Source organism: Bacillota bacterium (assembly GCA_012727955.1).
In the GTDB taxonomy this organism is placed as follows: domain Bacteria; phylum Bacillota; class Limnochordia; order DTU087; family JAAYGB01; genus JAAYGB01.
In genome coordinates this window covers 1-19,409 of sequence record JAAYGB010000015.1, presented here as the reverse complement: position 1 = coordinate 19,409, position 19,409 = coordinate 1, and the positions used below count along the sequence as shown (strand labels likewise).

Here is a 19,409-nt window from a genome sequence, read left to right as displayed (position 1 = left end):
GTATCAAGCTCTGGGAAGAGCGAAAGAAGTAAGGACCCACAGGTTAATCGGAGATAATTCCAATCACCCTGGCCAAAAAGACGCCGACGATGGTGTTAGCGGGAACATCCTTGGTCACCACCACACCTGCCGCCACCACGGCATCATCACCGATGGTTACGCCCGGGAGAACGGTGGCCCTTCCCTGATTCACGTGGGCCAAGAGTTTCTCAAAGTTCATCTAGAATCACCATCTTTCCCGCTGATCACCAGGGACAACAGCCAACAATGAAGGCCCAGATCCAGCCACCAACAAGGATATCTTCTTCTGGCAACTAACCTATACATGGAGGTTAGTCGCCATTTTTCCTATTGGTGTACAGGGGGCGATGACACTGAAGCAGTTTCCCACCCACATAGTAGCCGTAGACGGTGTAGTGGAAAATGCTAACAACGAAATCTTGCTGGTTAAGCAGCGGCATCGGGAGCTTTGGACGGTCCCCGGCGGTCAGGTGGAGGTAGGGGAAAATCTCATTGACGCTTTGATCCGGGAAATAAAGGAAGAGAGCGGAATTGATGTAGTGGTCGACCAGCTGGTTTGCGTCACTTCAAACACCGGCACCTACCCAGGCTATGGTGGGTACGGGATGGTGCCCACTAAAGTGATGTTTGGATTTACCTGCACAGCCGTGGGTGGAAGGCTGCAAACCTCTGACGAGACTTCCGAAGCCCGCTGGGTTCCCAAGGATCAAGTGCTGGAGTACATCAAGCACCCCACCCTGGTGGAGAGGTTTAAGGCCTTCCTCACCTTTGATGGCAACGTCCAATATCTCGAATACGTGACCAAACCGGAGTACGAGCTAAGGCTAGCCCGCAAAATATGAGGGTAGGGCCAGGGCGCTGATTGGCCTTTGGCCAACCAGCCGGCTGTACCCTGAGTTTAGAGTGCGCCAACCTCAACTGTCCCGGCAGTATTGACAGTATTGGCAGCCAATATCCTTCGAAACTGGAAGGCAAAGACCGTGACCGTAGTCACTACCGCCAAGAAGTCTGAGATGGGCTCAGCCAAGAACACGGCAAAGACCTTGTCGGCAAAGAAGTTCGGCAAGAGATAAATCAAGGGGATCAGCAAAATGATCTTGCGCAGCAGCGCCAAGAAGAGGGAAATCTTGGCCTGTCCCAGCGCGATAAAGGCCTGTTGACAGGCGATTTGTGCCCCCATCACAAAGGCGACAGCCATATATGTGCCCATGGCCCAAGTGGTGGTTTCCACCAACACCGGGTCGGTGCTGAATAAGTTGACAAAGATCCTCGGAGCTGCCATGACTGTGATCCAGAAGAGACAGGAAAAGGCCACCGATGAGATCAACAGCAGCCGGAAGGCCTGTCGCACCCGGGAGTTGTTCTTCGCACCGTAGTTATAACTAATAATAGGCTGTGCCCCTTGGGTTAAACCCATAATCGGCAAAGTCAAGATCTGCATCAAGCTGGCGAGAATCGTCATCGCCCCAACGGCCATATCGCCACCGTATTTCTGCAGCGACGAATTAAAGGCGATGTTAAGCAAGCTCTCGGTGGCTGACATCACGAAGGGCGAAACTCCCAGCATGAGGACGGGAATCATCACGGCTAGTCTGGGACGTAGGTAGCGCCGGCGGATTCGCAGCTTGGTCTTGGGACCGGTCAAGAACCGCAAGACCCAAAGGGCGGAAAGGCCTTGGGAGATGACGGTGGCAATTGCCGCTCCGGCAACACCCATGTCAAGGGCAAAAATAAAGATCGGATCGAGAATGATATTGGCGACAGCTCCGATCAAGACAGTATACATGCTGGTCTTAGCAAAACCCTGGGCAGTAATAAAGGAGTTGAGCCCCAGGGACAATTGGACAAATATCGTCCCGCAGACGTATATTCTCAGGTAACTCAGCGCGTAGGGGAGAGTTTGCTGGCTGGCACCAAACATCATCAGCAGTGGTTCGCTAAACACCAAGAACACTGCCGTCAAACCCAGAGAGAGTCCCAGAAGGACGGTGAAACAGTTCCCGAGGATTTCCTCGGCGTCCTGGTGGTCTCCCCTTCCCATGGCAATTGAGGCTCGGGGAGCTCCTCCCATCCCAATCAATGAGCTGAAGGCGGAAATTACCATGATCACCGGAAAGGTTAGACCTACGCCGGTTAGGGCCAAGGCTCCCGTGTTGGGAATATGGCCGATGTAGACGCGATCCACGAGATTGTACAGCATGTTGACAATCTGGGCGGTAATCGCCGGTATCGACAGGCTAAAGAGTAGCTTACCTACGCTTTCGGTGCCCAGTCTATCCGTTGTAGTTATGTTTTGACTCATAGAAAAACCTCCATCTTGCTTGTGGTACGACTAATGCTAAAAAAGGCAAACCCGGCCTCTCGACACCCCTTCGCATCCACAAGGGGATAATCAAGCGCGGGTTAGTTCAGGCATTGTGGCAAAGGCCCATAACTTCCATTATAGCATAACCGTGATCAAGTTCACGGACCACAACGGCAGCAGACGGCGGGTAACGGATCGCGGAGGCCAGCGGGGACCAGATCCTTGCATTTCTGTAGATTTTCCTGCGAAGATAGTCTCTTTCCCGGGGAAAATTGTCCCCTATGCGAATTTACATTTGGCCCCGATACTGATATAGTATTATATTGGTCCCTCTTGGATACTAGTTATAGGTACCGTTGGTCACAGACAGAGGAGGATGTATGATGGTAAGGACAGTAGGTACGACGGTGAGAGGAATTCGCGCTCCTCTTGTTCGCGAAGGAGACGACCTGGTTAATATTGTGGTGGACTGCGTCCTTCGTTCCGCAGAGGCAGAAGGATTCACTCTTAGGGATAGGGATATCGTCGGGATTACCGAATCCCTGGTAGCCCGTACCCAAGGCAACTACGCATCCATCGACGACATTACTGCGGACATCAACAGCAAGTTCACCAAAGATAAAGATATTGCTGTCCTTTTCCCTATCCTGAGCAGAAACCGGTTTGCCCAAATCTTGAAGGGGATTGCCAACACAGGAAAGAAAATCTATCTCCTCCTAAGCTACCCCTGCGACGAGGTGGGGAACTGTCTGATGGATATCGACGTCATGGACGAGGCGGGATTGAATCCCCACACCGACGTATTGACGGAAACCCGGTACCGGGAGATTTTTGGCGAAAGAGTACCTCACCCCTTCACCGGCATTGACTATGTGCAGATGTACAAAGAGCTCGGTGACAATATTGAAATCATCCTGGCCAACGATCCCAGAGTGGCCCTTAACTACAGCAAGGAAATCTTGGTCGCCAACGTTCACGATCGGGCCCGTACCAAGCGCATCCTGATCCAAGCCGGTGCTGAGAAGGTTTATACCTTGGATCAGCTTCTGACGGAGCCCCGCAGCAGCGGAGGTTACCACCCGGAGTTTGGCCTGCTAGGCTCCAATAGTGCCGGTGAGGATCGGCTTAAGCTTTTCCCTCGAGACTGCCCAGCCGTTGTCCGAGAGATTCAGCAGGTACTAAAGGCTAGGACTGGAAAGCAAATCGAGGTTATGGTCTTTGGTGATGGGGCCTTCAAAGACCCCCGGGGTCGGATTTGGGAACTGGCAGATCCCGTAGTCTCTCCGGGCTTTACCGACGGACTGATGGGTACCCCCAATGAAATCAAGCTGAAGTATATCGTGGACACGGAACTGGCGGAGCTTTCCGAGGAAGAGAGAATTAAGGCAGCTAAGGAGAAGATCCGGGCCAAGGAAAACAACTCGGTGAGTCAGGCAGCGGCCATGGGCACCACACCCCGCCAACTGACGGATCTGCTGGGAAGTCTCTGTGACCTGACCAGCGGCAGCGGAGATAAGGGCACTCCTATCGTTCTCATCCAAGGCTATTTTGACAGCTACGCTGCCGAATAGATAAATACTGACTAAAACAAACAGGCGCCGCATCGGCTGAAGATTCAGCTGGTGCGGCGCCTTTAGTTTGCCTTACGTATAGAATTCTTAGAGTTCTATAGCCTTGCCGGTGGCGGCAGAGCGATAGATAGCATCCAAGATCTCGGTAACTACCAGTGCCTGACGGCCGGTTACCATGGGCTGCTCATCCTTGAGGATACAGTCAACAAAGTGCTCGATCTCCAGGAAGTGCAGCTTCTCCTGCTGCCGCAGCTCCTTGGGAGCCCAGGTGTACATCCGGTCATGCTTGACACCGTTGACCCGCATCGGATGGGTCTCGGCACCAGCCTTGGTACCGGAGAGCACTACGTTGTGAACCTCTTCCTCAATGTTCAGTGCCCAGCTGGCTTCCAAGGTTACCGTTGCACCGTTCTTGAAGGTGATCAGACCGGTAGCAAAGTCCTCAACCTCAAACTCCTCGCCAGTCCAGGGACGGTTGCCCATTCCCAGACCGCCCTGCTTGCCGAGGTAGTCATAGCTGGAACCAAGGACGGTAACGGGCTCGTAGTTGTCCATCAACCACAGGGTCAGGTCAAGGATGTGGGTACCGATATCGATCAAAGGACCACCACCCTGCTTCTCCTTGTCCATGAAAACGCCCCAGGTGGGAACACCACGACGACGCAGGTAGGAAGCACGTGCCCAGTAGATGTCGCCAAGGTCACCGTTGTCGATCATCTTCTTCAGAAGCATAGTATCGGCACCGAACCGAGTCATATACCCAACGGTGAACTTCTGACCCTTCTTCTCAGCAGCCTCTGCCTCTTCGATGATCTCGCGACCCTCCTCCGGGGTCCGGGCCAGGGGCTTCTCACACAAAACGTGCTTTCCGGCCTTCAAAGCAGCAATGGCTGCCGGGTTGTGAACATCGTTGGGAGTACAGACGCTGATGATATCCAGTTCGTCGAGCTCCAACATCTCATTGAAGTCCTCGAACATGTACTTCATATCGTACTGTTCTTTGGCTCTCTCGGCCCGCTCCGGAATAATGTCACAGGCGGCATATAGCTCAACTTTGTCAGCCAAACGTGCATACCCGGGCATGTGGGCACCATTGGCGATGCCACCGCATCCGATAATTCCAACCTTTAGCTTCTTGGTCATTAGAACGCCTCCTGCTAGGTGGGCATAGTCCCACCTATTATGTACTGCCAATAGAAAGATTCCCCAGCAAAGGGAGCTTTCCTGCCTGTAATCTCCCTCTGGAGCAAATTCTTTCCGCCTTCCCCCAGGCCAACCACTGCCTATGGAGGAGTCAGACCGCCCATCGATAAAGTATCTGGTGAAGTGTTTCCCCAATAGCGAATAAGACGGAGGGATTTGCCTATGTTTACCGATTTGCAATACGATGCCAAGATTGCCGAGGTTACCTATGCCATGAGTCACGGCGGCGTTTTCTTAACCACATCCCACCAAGGCAGGGACAACACCATGACCATCGGCTGGGGGAGCATCGGATACTACTGGGGAAAGCCCATCTTTACCGTGGTGGTGAGAAACTCCCGTCACAGCTTCAATTTGCTGGAAAACAGCGGTGAGTTTACCGTCAGTATCCCCCTGGATGGTTCAATGCGTGAGGAGTTGAGACTCTGCGGCACCTCCTCCGGTCGGGATATCGACAAGTTTGCCGCCTACAACCTCAAGACCCAGGCCGGAACCCAGGTAAAGGTCCCCATCATCACCCAATGTGATCTCCACTATGAGTGTCGGGTAGTATACAAATCTGCGATGGATCCCAGCCAATTGGCAGTAGACCTTGACCAGCGCTGGTATCCCCAAAGGGATTACCACACCTTCTACCACGGTGAGATCCTGGCCTGCTATGGTCGATAATACCCCGGGGAAATAATCAGCCCCTTGCCATTTAAGGAACTGGCAAGGGGCTAAGCTTTTCCAGGCCCTTTACTCCAGAGCCCGCTTGGGCAAGGTTAGTACTGCCTTGAGTACAATCACGGTAAAGGGACCGATGACCACACCCATTACTCCCAAGACTCTAGCACCAACAAACATCGCAAAGAGGGTCAGCAAAGGATGCACCCCGATGCGGTCCCCCACTAACTTCGGCTCTAGCACCTGACGAATCACCAAAGCCGTTCCATAGCCCAGGGCTAGGATCAGCGCCGTACTGAAATCCCTGTTCAGTAGGGACCAGGCTATCCAGGGGTAGTAAATCAGCCCGGGCCCGATCAAGGGAATCACATCAACGATAAACATCAAGGCAACAAGAAACCAAAAATAGGAAGCCTTGAGGATGAGAAAAACCACCGCGGACACTAGGGTATTGATACTGACGATGGTCAATTGGGCTCGCAGGTAGCCCATAGCACCCCGGACAATTCCCTGCCAAATCTCCAGGGTGCGCCCAATGTATCGTTGGGGCAACAGCTGAAGCAGAGCAGAGCTGATGGTCTCCCGATCCCTGATGAAAAAGAAGGTAGCCAGAAAGGTCACGGCAACATAGAGCAAGATCGTCGGGACGTTTTTCGCCAAATCGATGACCCGGCCCAAAAGGGACCGGGCAAAATCAGTGATGGCTCGGCTGACTTCATTGACTTCTTCACGGATAATCTGGGCGAAGTTGGCAGGAATGTACTCCTGGAGTGCCTCATAGGATTGAAGCCAACTTTCAAAGCGATTGACATTGAAAAAGGAAGAACCCTGGAAACTGGTGACAAAGTCCTGCAACTCGGCAAACCCTCGGACTAGAAAGCTAGCCCCAATAACCAGAACGAGGGCAAAGAGGAGGAGAAGAACCACCAAGGTGATCAAACCCCGGGGCAGTTTCAACCGCAGTACGAGAAAATCTACCACGGGCATAATCACCACCGCCAGTACTACCGCCACGACAAAGGGCGCCGTATAGGGAAAGATCCACCTACCCAGCAGTATGCCCCCGATTATCAGGAGAACAGTATATACAATGGGTTTAGGAATAGATTGCAGGGTCTTAACAAACCAAGCTCTGGTCGTTCCCTTCCCGTTGAGATTATCCTGACTGGCCATTGGGCACCCCTCCTTCGACGCTAGTACCATCAACTTATTATACCCTACTAACTGCGGTAACTAATCTCATTCTTGGTGATTAACGGATTCCCTGCCGGTCACCCACCACGAGAAAAATGTCTGATACTTTCCCCAACAACCCTAAGCACCAGAGCGAGTAGAAATTCCACCGATGATGAACGTGACGAGGCCGTCTAGCATACCAGACGGCCTCTGCCAATTAGTCTATTTTGGTTTGTTAGAGGACGACTTCTCTGCCCTCTTCCGAGGACTGGGTGATGGCCTCCAGCATCTGAACAACCTTCGCCCCCTGCTCAATGGAACTGATGGGCGTTGTCCGCTTCTGCACCGATTGGATAAAGTGATCAATCTCCGTTTCGAAGGGGCGATTGCGTTGGACGGAAATCTCCGACTCCAACAGGATTCCATTATTCTCGGTGTACAGGGCCAAGGGAGCTAAGGAAACGCCGCCCCGGTCACCAAAGAGCTGCACCGTGAGCTCATCGTCCTGGGGACCGTTGAGGGCCCAACTGACTTCTAGACTGAGGACCACACCGTTGGTGAAGCGAATTAGTGCGGCGGCGAAGTCCTCAACATCGAAGATCTCTAGATCTTGGTTATAGGGTACCCGGGAGCGCCAGCGGCTCTGCATCTTAGTCTGATAGTTCCCGATTCCCTTGATCAATTGACCGGTAACGCTCTTGGCCTCCGGTTGTCCCGCCAGCCACCAGGCAAGATCCAGGGCATGAACGCCAATATCCATCAAAGGACCACCGCCGGACTTGGCCTTATCGGTAAACCAACCGGTGGGAGTTCCCCTTTGCCGCAGGATCTTGGCCTTAACATAGTACAGATTGCCCAACGCGCCGCCATCGATGAGATCCTTAAGGGCCCGGGACTCGTTGCGGTACCGATGGGTCATTCCCACCATCCCAACCCGATGGTTAGCCTTCACAGCCTTGTCCAGTTCCAGAGTCTCGGCATAGGAAATGCCCAGGGGCTTCTCCACTAGGATATCCACGCCCTTGGATACCGCCAGCTGCGCCAAGGGAACGTGACTGTGGTTCCAGGTACAAATGCTCACGGCATCCAGCTGCTCAGCGGCAAACATCGCCTCCGCGGAATCGTACAGCCGCTCAACGCCGTATTTTGCACCCATCTCCTTGAGCCGGTCGCTATCTTGATCGGCAAAGGCCACCAGTTCTACTTCCGGATGTTTGGCATAGTTGGGCAGATGCCCGCCGTCGGCAATACCGCCAACCCCAATCACACCAACTCTTACCTTCTTCATCGCTGACCCCTCACTTCTCCACTGGGATATTATGCTGCAAACCCGCAGATCTACTTGCCTTCTTGCTTCGCTAAAGGCAATATTTTCCCTGCCCCGATTGCCAACGCCCCTAGGGGTAATACGGAGCTAGGTGCCGACCTGAGGCAGGATCCCACAGGACTGCGCAGAACCAGGTCAGAGAGAGAGTTTGGGGAGGGTAAAGGATGAAAATTTGCGTTAGTATGTGGAGTCTCCACAGGGAGTTCTTCCAAGGCCGGATGGATGTAGTTGATTTCATCAAGTGGACTGGAACCACTGCCGCAGAAGGGGTGGAGTTGTTAGACGTCTTTTGGAAGGATCAAGCCAGGGAAATCCCTGCCGTCAAGGCAGCCTTAGCTGAGGCCAACTTGACCGTGGGGTGCTATGCCGTCAGCAATAACTTCGTGACCGATGCTGCAGCCCGAGCTGAGCAAGTGGAGATTATTCGCCGGGGTGTGGATATGGCCGTGGAGTTCGGAGCCCCGGTGGTGCGGGTCTTTGCCGGAGATCTGGCAGAGGATATCAGCTTTGATGATGCCCGGCAATGGATCATCGACGGTCTCCGGGAGGCCGCTGCCTATGCCGCCGAGCACAGGATCACCTTATCCCTGGAAAACCACGGTAAACTGGCGGGTCGAAGTGACCAGATTATCGGTATCCTCAAGGACGTTGGTTCCGACTACCTCAAGGCCACCGTCGACCTTGGCAATTTCCTCCTAGTGGATGAGGATCCCGCCGCGGCAGTGACCAATTTGGCCCCCTACGCGGCCCATGTTCACTTTAAGGACTTTCGCCCCTATCGGGAAGGGGATAGCCAGTCCTATCAGGCTTTGTCCGGTCAGCGATTCGTCGGTACCATTGCCGGTGAGGGCGGGGTCGACCTCAAACACGCCTTGACCGAGCTAAAGGCCGCCTCCTACCAAGGCTGGCTCTCGGTGGAGTTTGAAGGCTTGGAGGATGAAAAGCTGGGAACAATTCAAAGCGTAAACAATCTGGTAGACACCCTGGAGGTCCTCTAGACCTGGGATGTCTATACATCAATCCACTAACAAAAAGGGCGCCTCGCAACGGGCGCCCTTTCTCATTGTTCCGTTAGCTCTACTACTCCACAAACAGATCTACGAAGCGCTGATCGATAACGGAGAACAGGCCCAGATCGGTGATCTTAGCCTTGGGAATTACCGGTAGGGTTAGACTGGCTATCCGCAGTACGGGATTTTCCCCGGGCAATCCCATCTCCTTTAAGGCGACCTTCAGGGCCCGAACCTGCTCTGACAGCTCCCGGCCGCTGAGGGTGGACATCAACCCTGCCACCGGCAGCGGCAGTAACGCCTTCACTTTTCCGTCCTGGACACAGACAATCCCACCGCCACATTCCCGCAGGGTATTGGCGGCCAAGGCACCGTCCTCGGGATTGGAGGCCACCACCGTCAGGTTATGGCTGTCATGGGAGACGGTACTGGCGATGGCGCCGGACTTTAGCCCGAAGTTTTGGATCAGCCCAAGACTGCGGTTCCCGGCTCCATGACGATTGAATACAGCAACGTAATTGATGTCCGGCAGCGAACTGATATCCAACTGGCCGTCAACTACGGGAACCTCCTCGATGGCGAAGTCCGAGAACAGGGTTTCCTCCGTCCGATAGGTGATCACCCGGGTCGAAATCTGACCGGACTCGATGGGGGCAGAGATCTTCAGATCCTCACTGCTCAGCTCATCAACCTCCACGGTATTGCGGGACTCGATGGCAAATTGCCGCCGAGGAATTTCCACCACCATCTCTCTGTCCTTAGCCACCAGCCTACCGGCAACGAAAACTTGAGATGGCTCCATCTTCTCCAACTCCGGTACCAGAACCAGGTCCGCCACATAACCCGGTGCCACCGCTCCCATTCGCCGCAGGCCAATGGATTGCGCGGTGTTGTAAGTAGCGCAGCGAATTGCATAGACCGGCGGTAAGCCTTCTTCGATAGCTCGCCGCACCACGTCGTTCATGTGACCGATGTGGAGAAGATCATCGGCTTCCCGATCGTCGGTGCAGAAGTCAAGGTTAGGTGGGAAGGCAAAATCCTTCACCGCAGGGATGATGGCCGCTAAGTTGCGGGTAATGGAGCTTTCCCGGGCATCGACGTGCATTCCCATCCGCAGTTTCTCTCTGGCTTCGGCTCCCAGGTTAACCTCATGATCGCTGGTAGGACCGGCACAGAGGTAGGCCGACAGTTCCCGGCCCGTTAGCGTCGGGGCGTGGCCTTGAATGTAGAGATTGCGCCGCAGGGTTTCCTCCAAAATGGTGGACATGCGATCACTGCTGTGAATTACTCCGGGAAAGTCCATCACTTCTGCCAAGCCAATGGTTCGCTCCCACTCCAGCATTTCCGCTACATCTTCGGCCAGAAACTCCGCTCCAGCCTCCTCAAATCCCGGCACCGCGGGTACACTGGAGGGAACTAGGATGTACTGGTTCATCGGCAGGCCTTCACTGGCCTCAATCATGTACCGCACGCCCTCTTTGCCCAGGACATTGCCGATCTCATGGGGATCGGTAATTACCGTGGTCGTCCCATGGGGAATCACCAATTCGGCGAAATTGGCGGGCGTCAGCATGCTGCTTTCAATATGAACATGGGCATCGATTAGCCCAGGAATCAGGTAGTGCCCCTGACCGTCAATGACTTCCTTTGCTTCCCAGGTAGAGGTATCGATCCTGGCTTCTGCAGCGTCGGGGTCTGCCTCCACATGGGCAATGTACCCGTTATATACCCCAATCGCAGCGGGATAGATTTCCCCGGTGAAGACGTTGACCAGTTGAACGTTGGTAATCACCAGATCAAAGGGCCTTTTCCCCATGGCCGCTTCGATCAACTCTTTTCGCTCCTGCAACGAAAGCTTCTGCACCTGTTAGTCTCCTTTCCACGGGTTCTTCTAGCTTACAGAGTCGCCAAGTAGTACAACAAGGGCAGGCACAGGATGTACATTCCCAAGGGAACTTCGTGCCTTCTGCCAGAGGCCACCTTAATGACCACGTAGGTAAGTACCCCCAAGCTAATGCCATTGGCCAGGTTAAAGGTAAAGGCGGTAAACAAGATGGTGACAAAGGCCGGCAGGGCTTCGGTGAAATCGCCAAAGTCCACTTCCTTAATCGCCGGGAGCATTAACAGCCCAATTAGGACCAGAGCCGGTGCCGTTGCCTCCGAAGGGATAATCGTTGCAATCGGTGTCAAAAAGAGCATCAGGAAGAAAATAACTGCCGTGGTCACGGCCGTTAGTCCCGTCCGTCCACCGGCTTCTACGCCCGCGGCAGACTCCACATAGGTGGTGACTGTAGAGGTGCCCAACAAGGCGCCCACCACAGTACCCAGTGCGTCTACCAGGAAGGGTTTCTCAATTCCTGGCAGGTCCCCGTTTTCATCGAGTAAGCCGGCCTTGCCGCCGACCCCTAGTACCGTCCCCAGAGTTGAGAAAAAGTCCCCGGTGAAAAAGATGAACATCGCTGGCACAAAGGACAGCTTCAAAGTTCCTAAAATATCGAGTTTGAAGGCTATCGGTGCGATGGAAGGTGGTAGCGAAATAATCTTAGTGGGTAACTGAGTTACTCCCATGGGAATTCCAATGGCGCTGGTCAGCAAAATCCCCCAAAGCAATGCTCCCTTAACCCCTCGACTCATCATTACCGCAATAATGACAAAACCAATCATCGCCAGGATAGCTCCCGGAGTCGTCAGATCGCCGATAGCCAAAGAACCTTGGGCAACCATCCATCCAGCGTTCTTCATGCCCAGTTGGGCGATAAACAGCCCCAAGGCAGCTCCGATGGACACTTTGATGCATTTTGGTATTGTCTTTACAATCATCTCCCGGAAACCTAAAACAGTGAGGGCAACAAAGGTCATGCCGGAGATAAATACCATCCCAAGGGCTTGCTGCCAAGTGGCAATCCCCCCGGCAACCAAGGTAGAGGCAAAAAACACGTTACTTCCCATCGCCGGGGCCAGGGCGAAGGGACGATTGGCGTAAAGTCCCATCATGAGGGTAAACAAACCAGAGGTGATCGCGGTGACCACTGCCATCTCCGCCACCGGCATCCCAGCAGCAGCCATGATACTTGGGTGGACAATCATCACATAGGCCATGGTCATGAAGGTGGTGATGCCGGCAGAAATTTCTGTCCGAACATCGGTGTCATACTCGCTGAGATGGAAGAGCCGTTCCAACCAGCCTTGCCGTTGCGTCAACGCTTTCCGTGCAGCAATACTCATCAGTAACTTCCTCCTTCTTGGGGTTCTTAGGGTGTAACAATTCCCTGCAGCACAGGTGGCGGTTCCTTCTCCCGGCCACCGGTCAACTGATACCCCCAGAGCGCCCTATCGAGGAGGCTAAAAAACTAAAAAAGCCTAGACCGATAGGTTGCTCTTACAAAAAAAAGACAAAGAGGAACCTACCCGCCTAGGCTTTTATCCTACCGGTGTAATCTTGTGTGGCAGAACAACATATGGAAAACCACACAAAACCTGCACCACTTGGACCAGACCTGTGTCTTTCCACAAATACAAATAGATGGCCCCTGACACAGCGGAACCCTAGGTGCACTTCCTCGTAGTCCGTTAGTTTACGGCTAACAGGTAGAAACTTGTGGACCATATTACCACAATTATACGAGGCATATTCAGTTGACATCTTAATCATACTTGAGACTCATATAGCTGTCAAGGATCCCAGCCATCTCATTTTTATCCACAAATCTTCACAGTTCCTGTGGATAACCCTGTGGACAATTCAGCGAATTGTCCACAGGCCACTACATCTGCAGCGCCATTAACTGCTGATAGAGCCAATCGGACTGGGCATACAGCTCCTGCAAAGCCCTTTCCATCGCGGAAAACTGCCGCCAATATCTTTCCTCGGTGCGGGTTAACCGCTCTTCCAGCGTCTCGATCCTTTCATCGTAACGCCGAATCTGTTCACCCAAAAAACTTTGATCATACAAACTGGCACTACTGCCCGCTCGCTCAGCAATCCGATCGATACTAGCCCCTAGCCCTTCATGCAGTCTACGGGCCAGGCCCAATTCAGAGGTTTCACCGGACTCACTCTTCTGACCAAACAGGGCCATCACCGATTCTGGGTCCTTGGCTAGAGCCTCTCTCAATTTCGTTTCATTGACATGTAGATTGCCCCGCTCATGCCAAAGCCCGGTAGTGATCCCGATGGTATGAAGGGAATTATACTCCCCCTCTATTCCCGCCACCGCGGAGCCTAAGGCCAGACGCATCTCCGAGAGAATGCCGCTGAGCATGGTGTCGTTACGCAGCATTCCACTCTTGGCCTTTTCTTCCCACAGCTCAATCTCCCGCTCAGACATGGCTTCCTTCTGCTTGTCCGTCAAGGGAGGGAAATCCCGATAATAGGGTTCCATCAATTTGCCGTTAATCTCCGCGATGGTTTCGTTATATAGATCAACGAAGTCGGTAATTCGCTTTACCACCCCATCGATATCGTGACTTACGGTGATGGTTACCGGCGCTTCTGTTTCCTCCTTCAGGGTCACCGTCACCCCACCTAATTCAAAGGTGTTGCTGCTGCGGGATGTGACGAGGCCGTTGATCACCAATTCCGCATCCTTGCCGCTGTTTTTCGCGGCATCAACAGAGGCGTACTCACCATTATCAGTCTTGAGAAAGACTTCTTTGACAAAATCTATTTCCTCAAAATTCTCGTCGTCCCCAGGAATGGTCTCGCCCTGCCAAAAGACTATCTTAGCCTTCGCACCAAGGTCTTGGGTGCTGAAGACCACTTGCCCGGTACCCTCTTGGTCATGGAAGACATTGATCCCAGCCCCTTGGATCTTCGTTAGGACATCACTGAGCTTAGTATCTTCGGTGATGGTAATTTCGATGAAATCCTCTCCGTTGGCACTTACCTTGAAGGTGTATTCCTCGCTGCTTTCATCGGCAAAATACGCCTCCTTGAAAGCAGCGAAGTTTTTCTCAACGTCAATTTTGCCGTCGCCTTTGTAATCGGCAGCCCATACCGCCCCTTGAGCCAATTGATTGACTTGGATCCGATACTCTCCTGGTGCAGCCGCTCCCTTGGCGGAGACTGAGATGGCATTCCCATTGGATGACACCGCTTTATGGGTCAGGTATGTCGATTGCAGCTGCATGTTAAAGGCAGCATCCCGCAAAGTTCTCAGTTTCAGATTAATGGAGCGGTACTCGTCCCGTTTCCACTCCGTCCTGGTCTTGTCTTGATACACGGAGTCAAGCCGAATTCGCTCGACCTCCATCAAATCGTTGACAATCTGGTCGATATCCATGCCCGATGCCAGGCCTACGATTCTCATTGACATTGGCTTCACTCCCCTCTCCCCACTAACCCTCACTACACCTATCGACACAATTACCCCAAGTCTTAAGGAGCAGGTGAACCTCGGCGCTGAAAGTCCTGGCCAGGGGTTTACTTTCCAGCCCAATAGCCCTGTTTCCGCCCCTTTCCCTCCTGGCATTAAAGAGGGATAGCAGCTTGAGAAACCGAAAAATAGTTAGGATGTACAGGTGGAGAATCACAGGAAATGAGGTAAGTAACATGATGGACAACATGAAAAGAATCGTCCTAGCAGCTGTAGTCACTTTGATCTATGCTCTGACGATAAATCTCAATGCATTCCTCCTTCCGGTCTATGGCACCGAGATATTGGGGCTGTCGGACTCTCAGATTGGACTGCTGGTAGGTGCACCGGGGGTCTTAGCCCTGGTCTTTCTGCTGCCGGCAGCGGCCCTCTCCAACTATTTCGGCCGCAAACCAATGCTCATCCTAACTGCCATCTCCAATCTCATTGCCGCGACCTTTTTCCTCACGGCCAAGTCCTTCGCCGGACTGGCGGCAGCCCAACTGGTTATGGGTATCGCCAATGCCACCATGTGGCCGGCCCTGGCCGCCCACTATTCTTCCCTTGTCGGTCCCGAACGGCAGGCAGAAATCCAGGCCACCAACTGTGTGGCCCAGGGCCTTGGACTGGTCATCGGACCGATCATCAGCGGGTTTGTTATTAAGGCAGCGGGGTATCCCGCCGCGATTGGAACCTGGATGGGAGCCGCCGGAATCCAGTTGCTGCTGACGGCCATGGTCAGGGATGTACCGGGAACCCGGGAAGGGATGCTCCTGCAAACAGCCTTCGTTGAGCCCCTGCGGAAGCTAAAGCCTATCCTGGGGCAGCGGCCTTTAATCGTCGCCGGGGCAGCCCAGTTAACCTCGGCCGCAATTATCTCCGCCATCGGCGGAGCCTTTTTCATTCGCTTTGCCCAAGAGGCAGGCTTTGCCGCCGCTTTAGTCAGTGTCATGATCTCAACCCGAGAAGTTAGTTCCACTGCCTCGCGCATGGTCTACGCTTACTTGGCGCGGATAATTCCCAATTCCGTATTGCTCAGTCTCTCGCCCTTGATCGCCGGTGGTGCCTTGCTCCTTGGGTTTCTTTGGCCCCATCCGGTGGTGCTCTTTGCCGTTGTCATCTTGGTGGGGCTGGCCTTAGGCGTAGTGGCTCCCGCCAGCAACACCTTAGCCATTGAGATGGCAGCACCGGAGGATATGACGGAAACCATCGCCGCCGTTACAATCATGTTCCAAGTTGGGACCATCCTCTTTCCCCCCTTCATCGGGTCGGTGGTGGATCACACCTCCCTGGCAACGGGCGTACGCTTTGGAGCGGGGCTTATCCTTGCCGCCGGCCTGTTCTTACTGGCCTGGTCCCTGAAGGACGCCCAGTCCCTGTCCACCGCTTCCCATCGGGAAGCTAAAGTGAGCTAAGCGCAAGAAAAACCCACGAGAAAGGAAGTATTGGTTTGAGGCTACAACTAGAGGATTTCACCAAGTACACCTTCCTGTCTAACCCCACCTCCAGTCCCACGGGCCAGGAGGTGGCCTTCGTTGTTCATACCCCGGATTTGGAGGAGAATACCTATCGATCCCACCTGTGGATCTATCGGCGGGACACCGATGAGTACTTCCAGCTCACCACTGCCGGTAATGAGTCGGCATACATCTGGCTGGATTGCGGTGATCTCCTATTTTCCGATGTCCGCAATCCCAAGGATCGGGAAAGGCTCGACGCCGGGGAAGAGTTTACGGTGTTTTACCGGATCAGTTTGCGGGGCGGCGAGGCCCAGGAGGCCTTTCGTATCCCCCATAGGGTGAAGGAGATTAAAGAGGTCAGTCCCACGGAGTTTCTCTTCACTGCCGGCTATAACCCCAGGGTACGCAGTCTAGTTGGACTCAGCAAGCAGGAACAGGATGAGGAGCTGAAGCGACGGAAAGAGGAAAAGGACTATGAGGTCTTAGAGGAGATTCCCTTCTGGAGCAACGGGCAAGGATTTATCAGCGGCAACCGAACCCGATTGTACCGCTTCTCTACTGGTACCGGCGCGGTAAAGGCTCTGACAGATTCCCAGCTAGACATCGGACACTGGGAGTTAGATGCCGATAGGAAGCAAGTGGTAATCATCGGAACTCGCTACACTGGGAAGAGGCCTGTCACCAATGGCTTGTACTTAATGTCCTTGGAGAAGGATAGCCTTAGACCCCTGGGCCCGGAGGATCACTTCCGCTATAGGTATGCCGGGTTCCTCAATGCTGAAACCATCATCTGTGTCGGCAGTGACATGGCCCATTATGGCCTCAATGAGAATGCTAAGTTCTATCGCATTGAGCTGGGTACCGGGCAGCATACCTGTCTGACGCCGGACTTTACCGCCAGTACTGCCAACTCCGTAGGCTCCGATTGCCGGTATGGCAGTTCTCCCAGTATGAAGATTCGAGATGGGTATCTGTATTTTATCACTACTGAAGAGGACAGTTCCTTTGTCAATCGCATCGATGGCAGCGGCCAGATTCAGCAAATTACGACCCAACCGGGCTCTGTAGATGGCTACGATCTAGCCGGCGATAGCTTGGTTTTCCTTGGGATGCGGGGCCTGAAGCTTCAGGAATTGTATCGCTTGGATGGAGATCAGGAGAAGCAAATCACCACTTTCAATGAATGGGTACAGCAAAAGGCTCTGTCTCATCCTGAACGGATTACCGTCACCACTGCACCGGGAGTGGAGATTACCGGTTGGGTGATGCGTCCCGTTGACTTTGACCCAGAGCAGCAATACCCCGGGATTTTGAACATCCACGGTGGTCCCAAGACGGTATACGGTGAAGTCTTTTTCCATGAAATGCAGTATTGGGCCAATGCCGGATACTTTGTCTTCTTCTGCAATCCCCGGGGCAGTGACGGGCGAGGAAACGACTTCGCCGATATTCGGGGCAAGTATGGCACCATCGATTACGAAGACCTGATGGCCTTCACCGATGCAGTGTTGGAGAAGTATCCCAACATCGACAAAAATCGGGTTGGGGTCACCGGCGGTTCCTATGGCGGCTTTATGACCAACTGGATCATCGGTCAGACAGATCGCTTCGCGGCAGCCGCTTCCCAGCGGAGTATCTCCAACTGGATCTCCAAGTTCTGTACCACCGACATCGGCTACTACTTCAACCAAGACCAGATCGCTGCCAACCCCTGGGATAATCCCGATAAGCTGTGGTGGCACTCGCCGCTGAAGTATGCCCATCGGGTGAAGACACCGACACTCTTCATTCATTCCGAGGAGGACTACCGGTGTTGGGTGGTTGAGGGACTCCAGATGTTCACCGCCTTGAAGTACCATGGCGTCGAGGCCCGGCTGTGCATGTTCCGAGGGGAGAATCACGAGCTGAGCCGCAGCGGCAAACCGAAACACCGTATCCGTCGACTGCAGGAAATCACCAACTGGTTTGACAAATACCTGAAGTAAGATAAGAGGAAGAAAAACAATAGGCGGTCAGCTGTCTGCGATTTGCTTCGCAGCAGTTGACCGCCCTTCATTTTCCCAGCCTTTTGTAGCCTGCTCTTTCATAAAGCCTGCAATGTTACTATATTACTCCACTTCTGCCCTAATCCTACCCCACCGACCTACTCATGACTAAGAGCCACCACTGGATCCAATTTGGCTGCCTTCACTGCGGGGTAAATCCCAAAGAACAACCCGATCATCGTGGAAAAGCCGATGGCCACTGCCGCGGCAGTTAAGGATACGGAGAAGGGCCAATTCACCGCTTGGCTGGCCAGGTAGCCACCGCCCCAACCTAGGGCCAAGCCCAACAATCCTCCCGATACGCTCAAGGTCATGGATTCCATCAGAAACTGCAGGAGTATATGCCGCCGCTTAGCTCCAATGGCCTTGCGGGTGCCAATCTCCCGGGTGCGCTCACTGACGGTGACCAGCATGATGTTCATGATCCCAATTCCGCCCACCACCAGGGCAATTCCGGCGATGGCTCCCAGAAGCAAGGTCATGGTCTGGGTGGCTTGGGAGACCGTCTCCAAAATGGTTTCCTGACTCATCACCCGAAATTGGTTGGAATCACCCAAACGGTTGAGCAGGAAGAACTCCAACTCATCGACCAAGGGCCTAGCATGGGCCTGACTCATAGCCTGAATGGAGAACCCGCTGACAAACTTAGTAGACATGGCCCGATTCAACAGGGTGGTAATGGGGACGTAGATCCGGTTATCAAAGTTGGAGAACAGCACCTGTCCCTTGGACTCCATCACGCCCACCACCAAGAAGGTAAACCGATGGCCGCTGACGGTCAGGGAGATTTCCTGGCCAATGGGGTTAGCAGCACCAAAGAGATCCTCCGCGACTTCAGAACCGAGAACCGCTACCTTGGCATTGTCCTCCAGGTCCAGATGGTGGATGTACCGACCTAATCCAGGATGGTGATCCACTACCTCTTCATAGGCTGGGGTGACTCCAATTATCTGGGTGCGAGTATTGGTGTTGCCGTATACCGCTAGGCCCATGGTCTCCACCGTCGGCGCCACGTTCTTGGCCCCCGTTAAGGAGTCCTGCATCTGCTGGGCCATACCCAAGGTAAAGACATCGGTGACATCGCGGCTGACCCGACCACCCCGACCCACGGCCCGGCCGGGATGCACCGTCACCAAATTAGAGCCCAGTCCGCCAATTTGCTCGGTGATCTGCACCTGGGCGCCGGTACCGATGGCTACCATCATGATCACCGCAGCTACGCCGATGACAATCCCCAGGACGGAAAGAAAGGTCCGCAGCATATTGGCCGC

15 protein-coding genes and 1 riboswitch are annotated in these 19,409 nt (G+C 53.8%); of the genes, 6 read left to right on the top strand and 9 right to left on the bottom strand.

The window, feature by feature from the left end; all coding sequences use genetic code 11:
- Nucleotides 1-43 precede the first annotated feature (43 nt).
- Nucleotides 44-220: a hypothetical protein gene (locus GX030_03695; protein ID NLV91481.1), complete on the bottom strand. Its 177-nt coding sequence runs from the start codon at nt 218-220 to the stop codon at nt 44-46.
- 148 nt (nt 221-368) lie between these two features.
- On the opposite strand from GX030_03695, the gene GX030_03690 reads away from it, so the two are divergent.
- A complete protein-coding gene (locus tag GX030_03690) occupies nt 369-863 on the top strand; it encodes an NUDIX hydrolase (GenBank protein NLV91480.1) in 495 nt (164 codons plus the stop codon).
- A gap of 56 nt (nt 864-919) precedes the next feature.
- Here GX030_03690 and GX030_03685 read toward each other — a convergent pair whose 3' ends face one another.
- Nucleotides 920-2,323 carry an MATE family efflux transporter gene (locus GX030_03685; protein NLV91479.1) on the bottom strand — a complete coding sequence of 468 codons (1,404 nt, stop codon included), beginning with the start codon at nt 2,321-2,323 and terminating at the stop codon, nt 920-922.
- Nucleotides 2,324-2,709: 386 nt separating this feature from the next.
- On the opposite strand from GX030_03685, the gene GX030_03680 reads away from it, so the two are divergent.
- Complete coding sequence (locus tag GX030_03680; protein ID NLV91478.1) at nt 2,710-3,897, top strand: F420-0--gamma-glutamyl ligase; 1,188 nt, start codon at nt 2,710-2,712, stop codon at nt 3,895-3,897.
- Between the two features lie 87 nt (nt 3,898-3,984).
- Here the strand turns inward: GX030_03680 and GX030_03675 are convergent, their stop codons facing one another.
- Entirely contained in the window at nt 3,985-5,040 is a 1,056-nt protein-coding gene (locus tag GX030_03675) for a Gfo/Idh/MocA family oxidoreductase (GenBank protein ID NLV91477.1), read from the bottom strand.
- 222 nt (nt 5,041-5,262) lie between these two features.
- Between GX030_03675 and GX030_03670 the strand changes: the two genes are divergently transcribed.
- Nucleotides 5,263-5,769, top strand: a complete 507-nt coding sequence (locus tag GX030_03670; GenBank protein ID NLV91476.1) for a flavin reductase family protein — start codon at nt 5,263-5,265, stop codon at nt 5,767-5,769.
- 69 nt (nt 5,770-5,838) lie between these two features.
- On the opposite strand, the gene ytvI is transcribed toward GX030_03670, so the two are convergent.
- A complete protein-coding gene (gene ytvI, locus GX030_03665) occupies nt 5,839-6,939 on the bottom strand; it encodes a sporulation integral membrane protein YtvI (protein NLV91475.1) in 1,101 nt (366 codons plus the stop codon).
- A gap of 238 nt (nt 6,940-7,177) precedes the next feature.
- A complete protein-coding gene (locus tag GX030_03660; GenBank protein NLV91474.1) occupies nt 7,178-8,230 on the bottom strand; it encodes a Gfo/Idh/MocA family oxidoreductase in 1,053 nt (350 codons plus the stop codon).
- 203 nt (nt 8,231-8,433) lie between these two features.
- Between GX030_03660 and GX030_03655 the strand changes: the two genes are divergently transcribed.
- Nucleotides 8,434-9,267 carry a sugar phosphate isomerase/epimerase gene (locus GX030_03655; GenBank protein ID NLV91473.1) on the top strand — a complete coding sequence of 278 codons (834 nt, stop codon included), beginning with the start codon at nt 8,434-8,436 and terminating at the stop codon, nt 9,265-9,267.
- A gap of 82 nt (nt 9,268-9,349) precedes the next feature.
- Here GX030_03655 and ade read toward each other — a convergent pair whose 3' ends face one another.
- From ade to fliD, 3 genes are all read right to left on the bottom strand, one after another.
- Nucleotides 9,350-11,143, bottom strand: a complete 1,794-nt coding sequence (gene ade, locus GX030_03650) for an adenine deaminase (GenBank protein NLV91472.1) — start codon at nt 11,141-11,143, stop codon at nt 9,350-9,352.
- A 32-nt stretch (nt 11,144-11,175) separates the two neighbouring features.
- On the bottom strand, nt 11,176-12,504 hold the full coding sequence (locus GX030_03645) for an NCS2 family permease (GenBank protein NLV91471.1): 1,329 nt from the start codon (nt 12,502-12,504) through the stop codon (nt 11,176-11,178).
- 318 nt (nt 12,505-12,822) lie between these two features.
- Nucleotides 12,823-12,924, bottom strand: a riboswitch (purine riboswitch).
- Nucleotides 12,925-13,043: 119 nt separating this feature from the next.
- Nucleotides 13,044-14,594, bottom strand: coding sequence for a flagellar filament capping protein FliD (gene fliD / locus GX030_03640; protein ID NLV91470.1), 1,551 nt, complete (start codon nt 14,592-14,594; stop codon nt 13,044-13,046).
- 236 nt (nt 14,595-14,830) lie between these two features.
- Here fliD and GX030_03635 point away from each other — a divergent pair, with 236 nt between their 5' ends.
- Nucleotides 14,831-16,048 (top strand): MFS transporter, encoded by a 1,218-nt coding sequence (locus tag GX030_03635; GenBank protein ID NLV91469.1) that lies wholly within the window; start codon nt 14,831-14,833, stop codon nt 16,046-16,048.
- A gap of 29 nt (nt 16,049-16,077) precedes the next feature.
- Nucleotides 16,078-18,078, top strand: a complete 2,001-nt coding sequence (locus GX030_03630) for a S9 family peptidase (GenBank protein NLV91468.1) — start codon at nt 16,078-16,080, stop codon at nt 18,076-18,078.
- A gap of 158 nt (nt 18,079-18,236) precedes the next feature.
- On the opposite strand, the gene GX030_03625 is transcribed toward GX030_03630, so the two are convergent.
- Nucleotides 18,237-19,409, bottom strand: a 1,173-nt coding sequence (locus GX030_03625; GenBank protein ID NLV91467.1) for an FtsX-like permease family protein, incomplete at its 5' end; no start/stop codon positions are given.

Excerpts from the sequence above, each read along its gene's own strand:
- GX030_03655 (NLV91473.1), top strand. The coding sequence starts at position 8,434 with ATGAAAATTTGCGTTAGTATGTGGAGTCTCCACAGGGAGTTCTTCCAA.
- GX030_03695 (NLV91481.1), bottom strand. The coding sequence starts at position 220 with ATGAACTTTGAGAAACTCTTGGCCCACGTGAATCAGGGAAGGGCCACC.
- GX030_03645 (NLV91471.1), bottom strand. The coding sequence starts at position 12,504 with ATGAGTATTGCTGCACGGAAAGCGTTGACGCAACGGCAAGGCTGGTTG.
- GX030_03675 (NLV91477.1), bottom strand. The coding sequence starts at position 5,040 with ATGACCAAGAAGCTAAAGGTTGGAATTATCGGATGCGGTGGCATCGCC.
- GX030_03660 (NLV91474.1), bottom strand. The coding sequence starts at position 8,230 with ATGAAGAAGGTAAGAGTTGGTGTGATTGGGGTTGGCGGTATTGCCGAC.
- GX030_03690 (NLV91480.1), top strand. The coding sequence starts at position 369 with ATGACACTGAAGCAGTTTCCCACCCACATAGTAGCCGTAGACGGTGTA.
- fliD (NLV91470.1), bottom strand. The coding sequence starts at position 14,594 with ATGTCAATGAGAATCGTAGGCCTGGCATCGGGCATGGATATCGACCAG.
- GX030_03635 (NLV91469.1), top strand. The coding sequence starts at position 14,831 with ATGATGGACAACATGAAAAGAATCGTCCTAGCAGCTGTAGTCACTTTG.
- ytvI (NLV91475.1), bottom strand. The coding sequence starts at position 6,939 with ATGGCCAGTCAGGATAATCTCAACGGGAAGGGAACGACCAGAGCTTGG.
- GX030_03685 (NLV91479.1), bottom strand. The coding sequence starts at position 2,323 with ATGAGTCAAAACATAACTACAACGGATAGACTGGGCACCGAAAGCGTA.
- GX030_03670 (NLV91476.1), top strand. The coding sequence starts at position 5,263 with ATGTTTACCGATTTGCAATACGATGCCAAGATTGCCGAGGTTACCTAT.
- GX030_03680 (NLV91478.1), top strand. The coding sequence starts at position 2,710 with ATGGTAAGGACAGTAGGTACGACGGTGAGAGGAATTCGCGCTCCTCTT.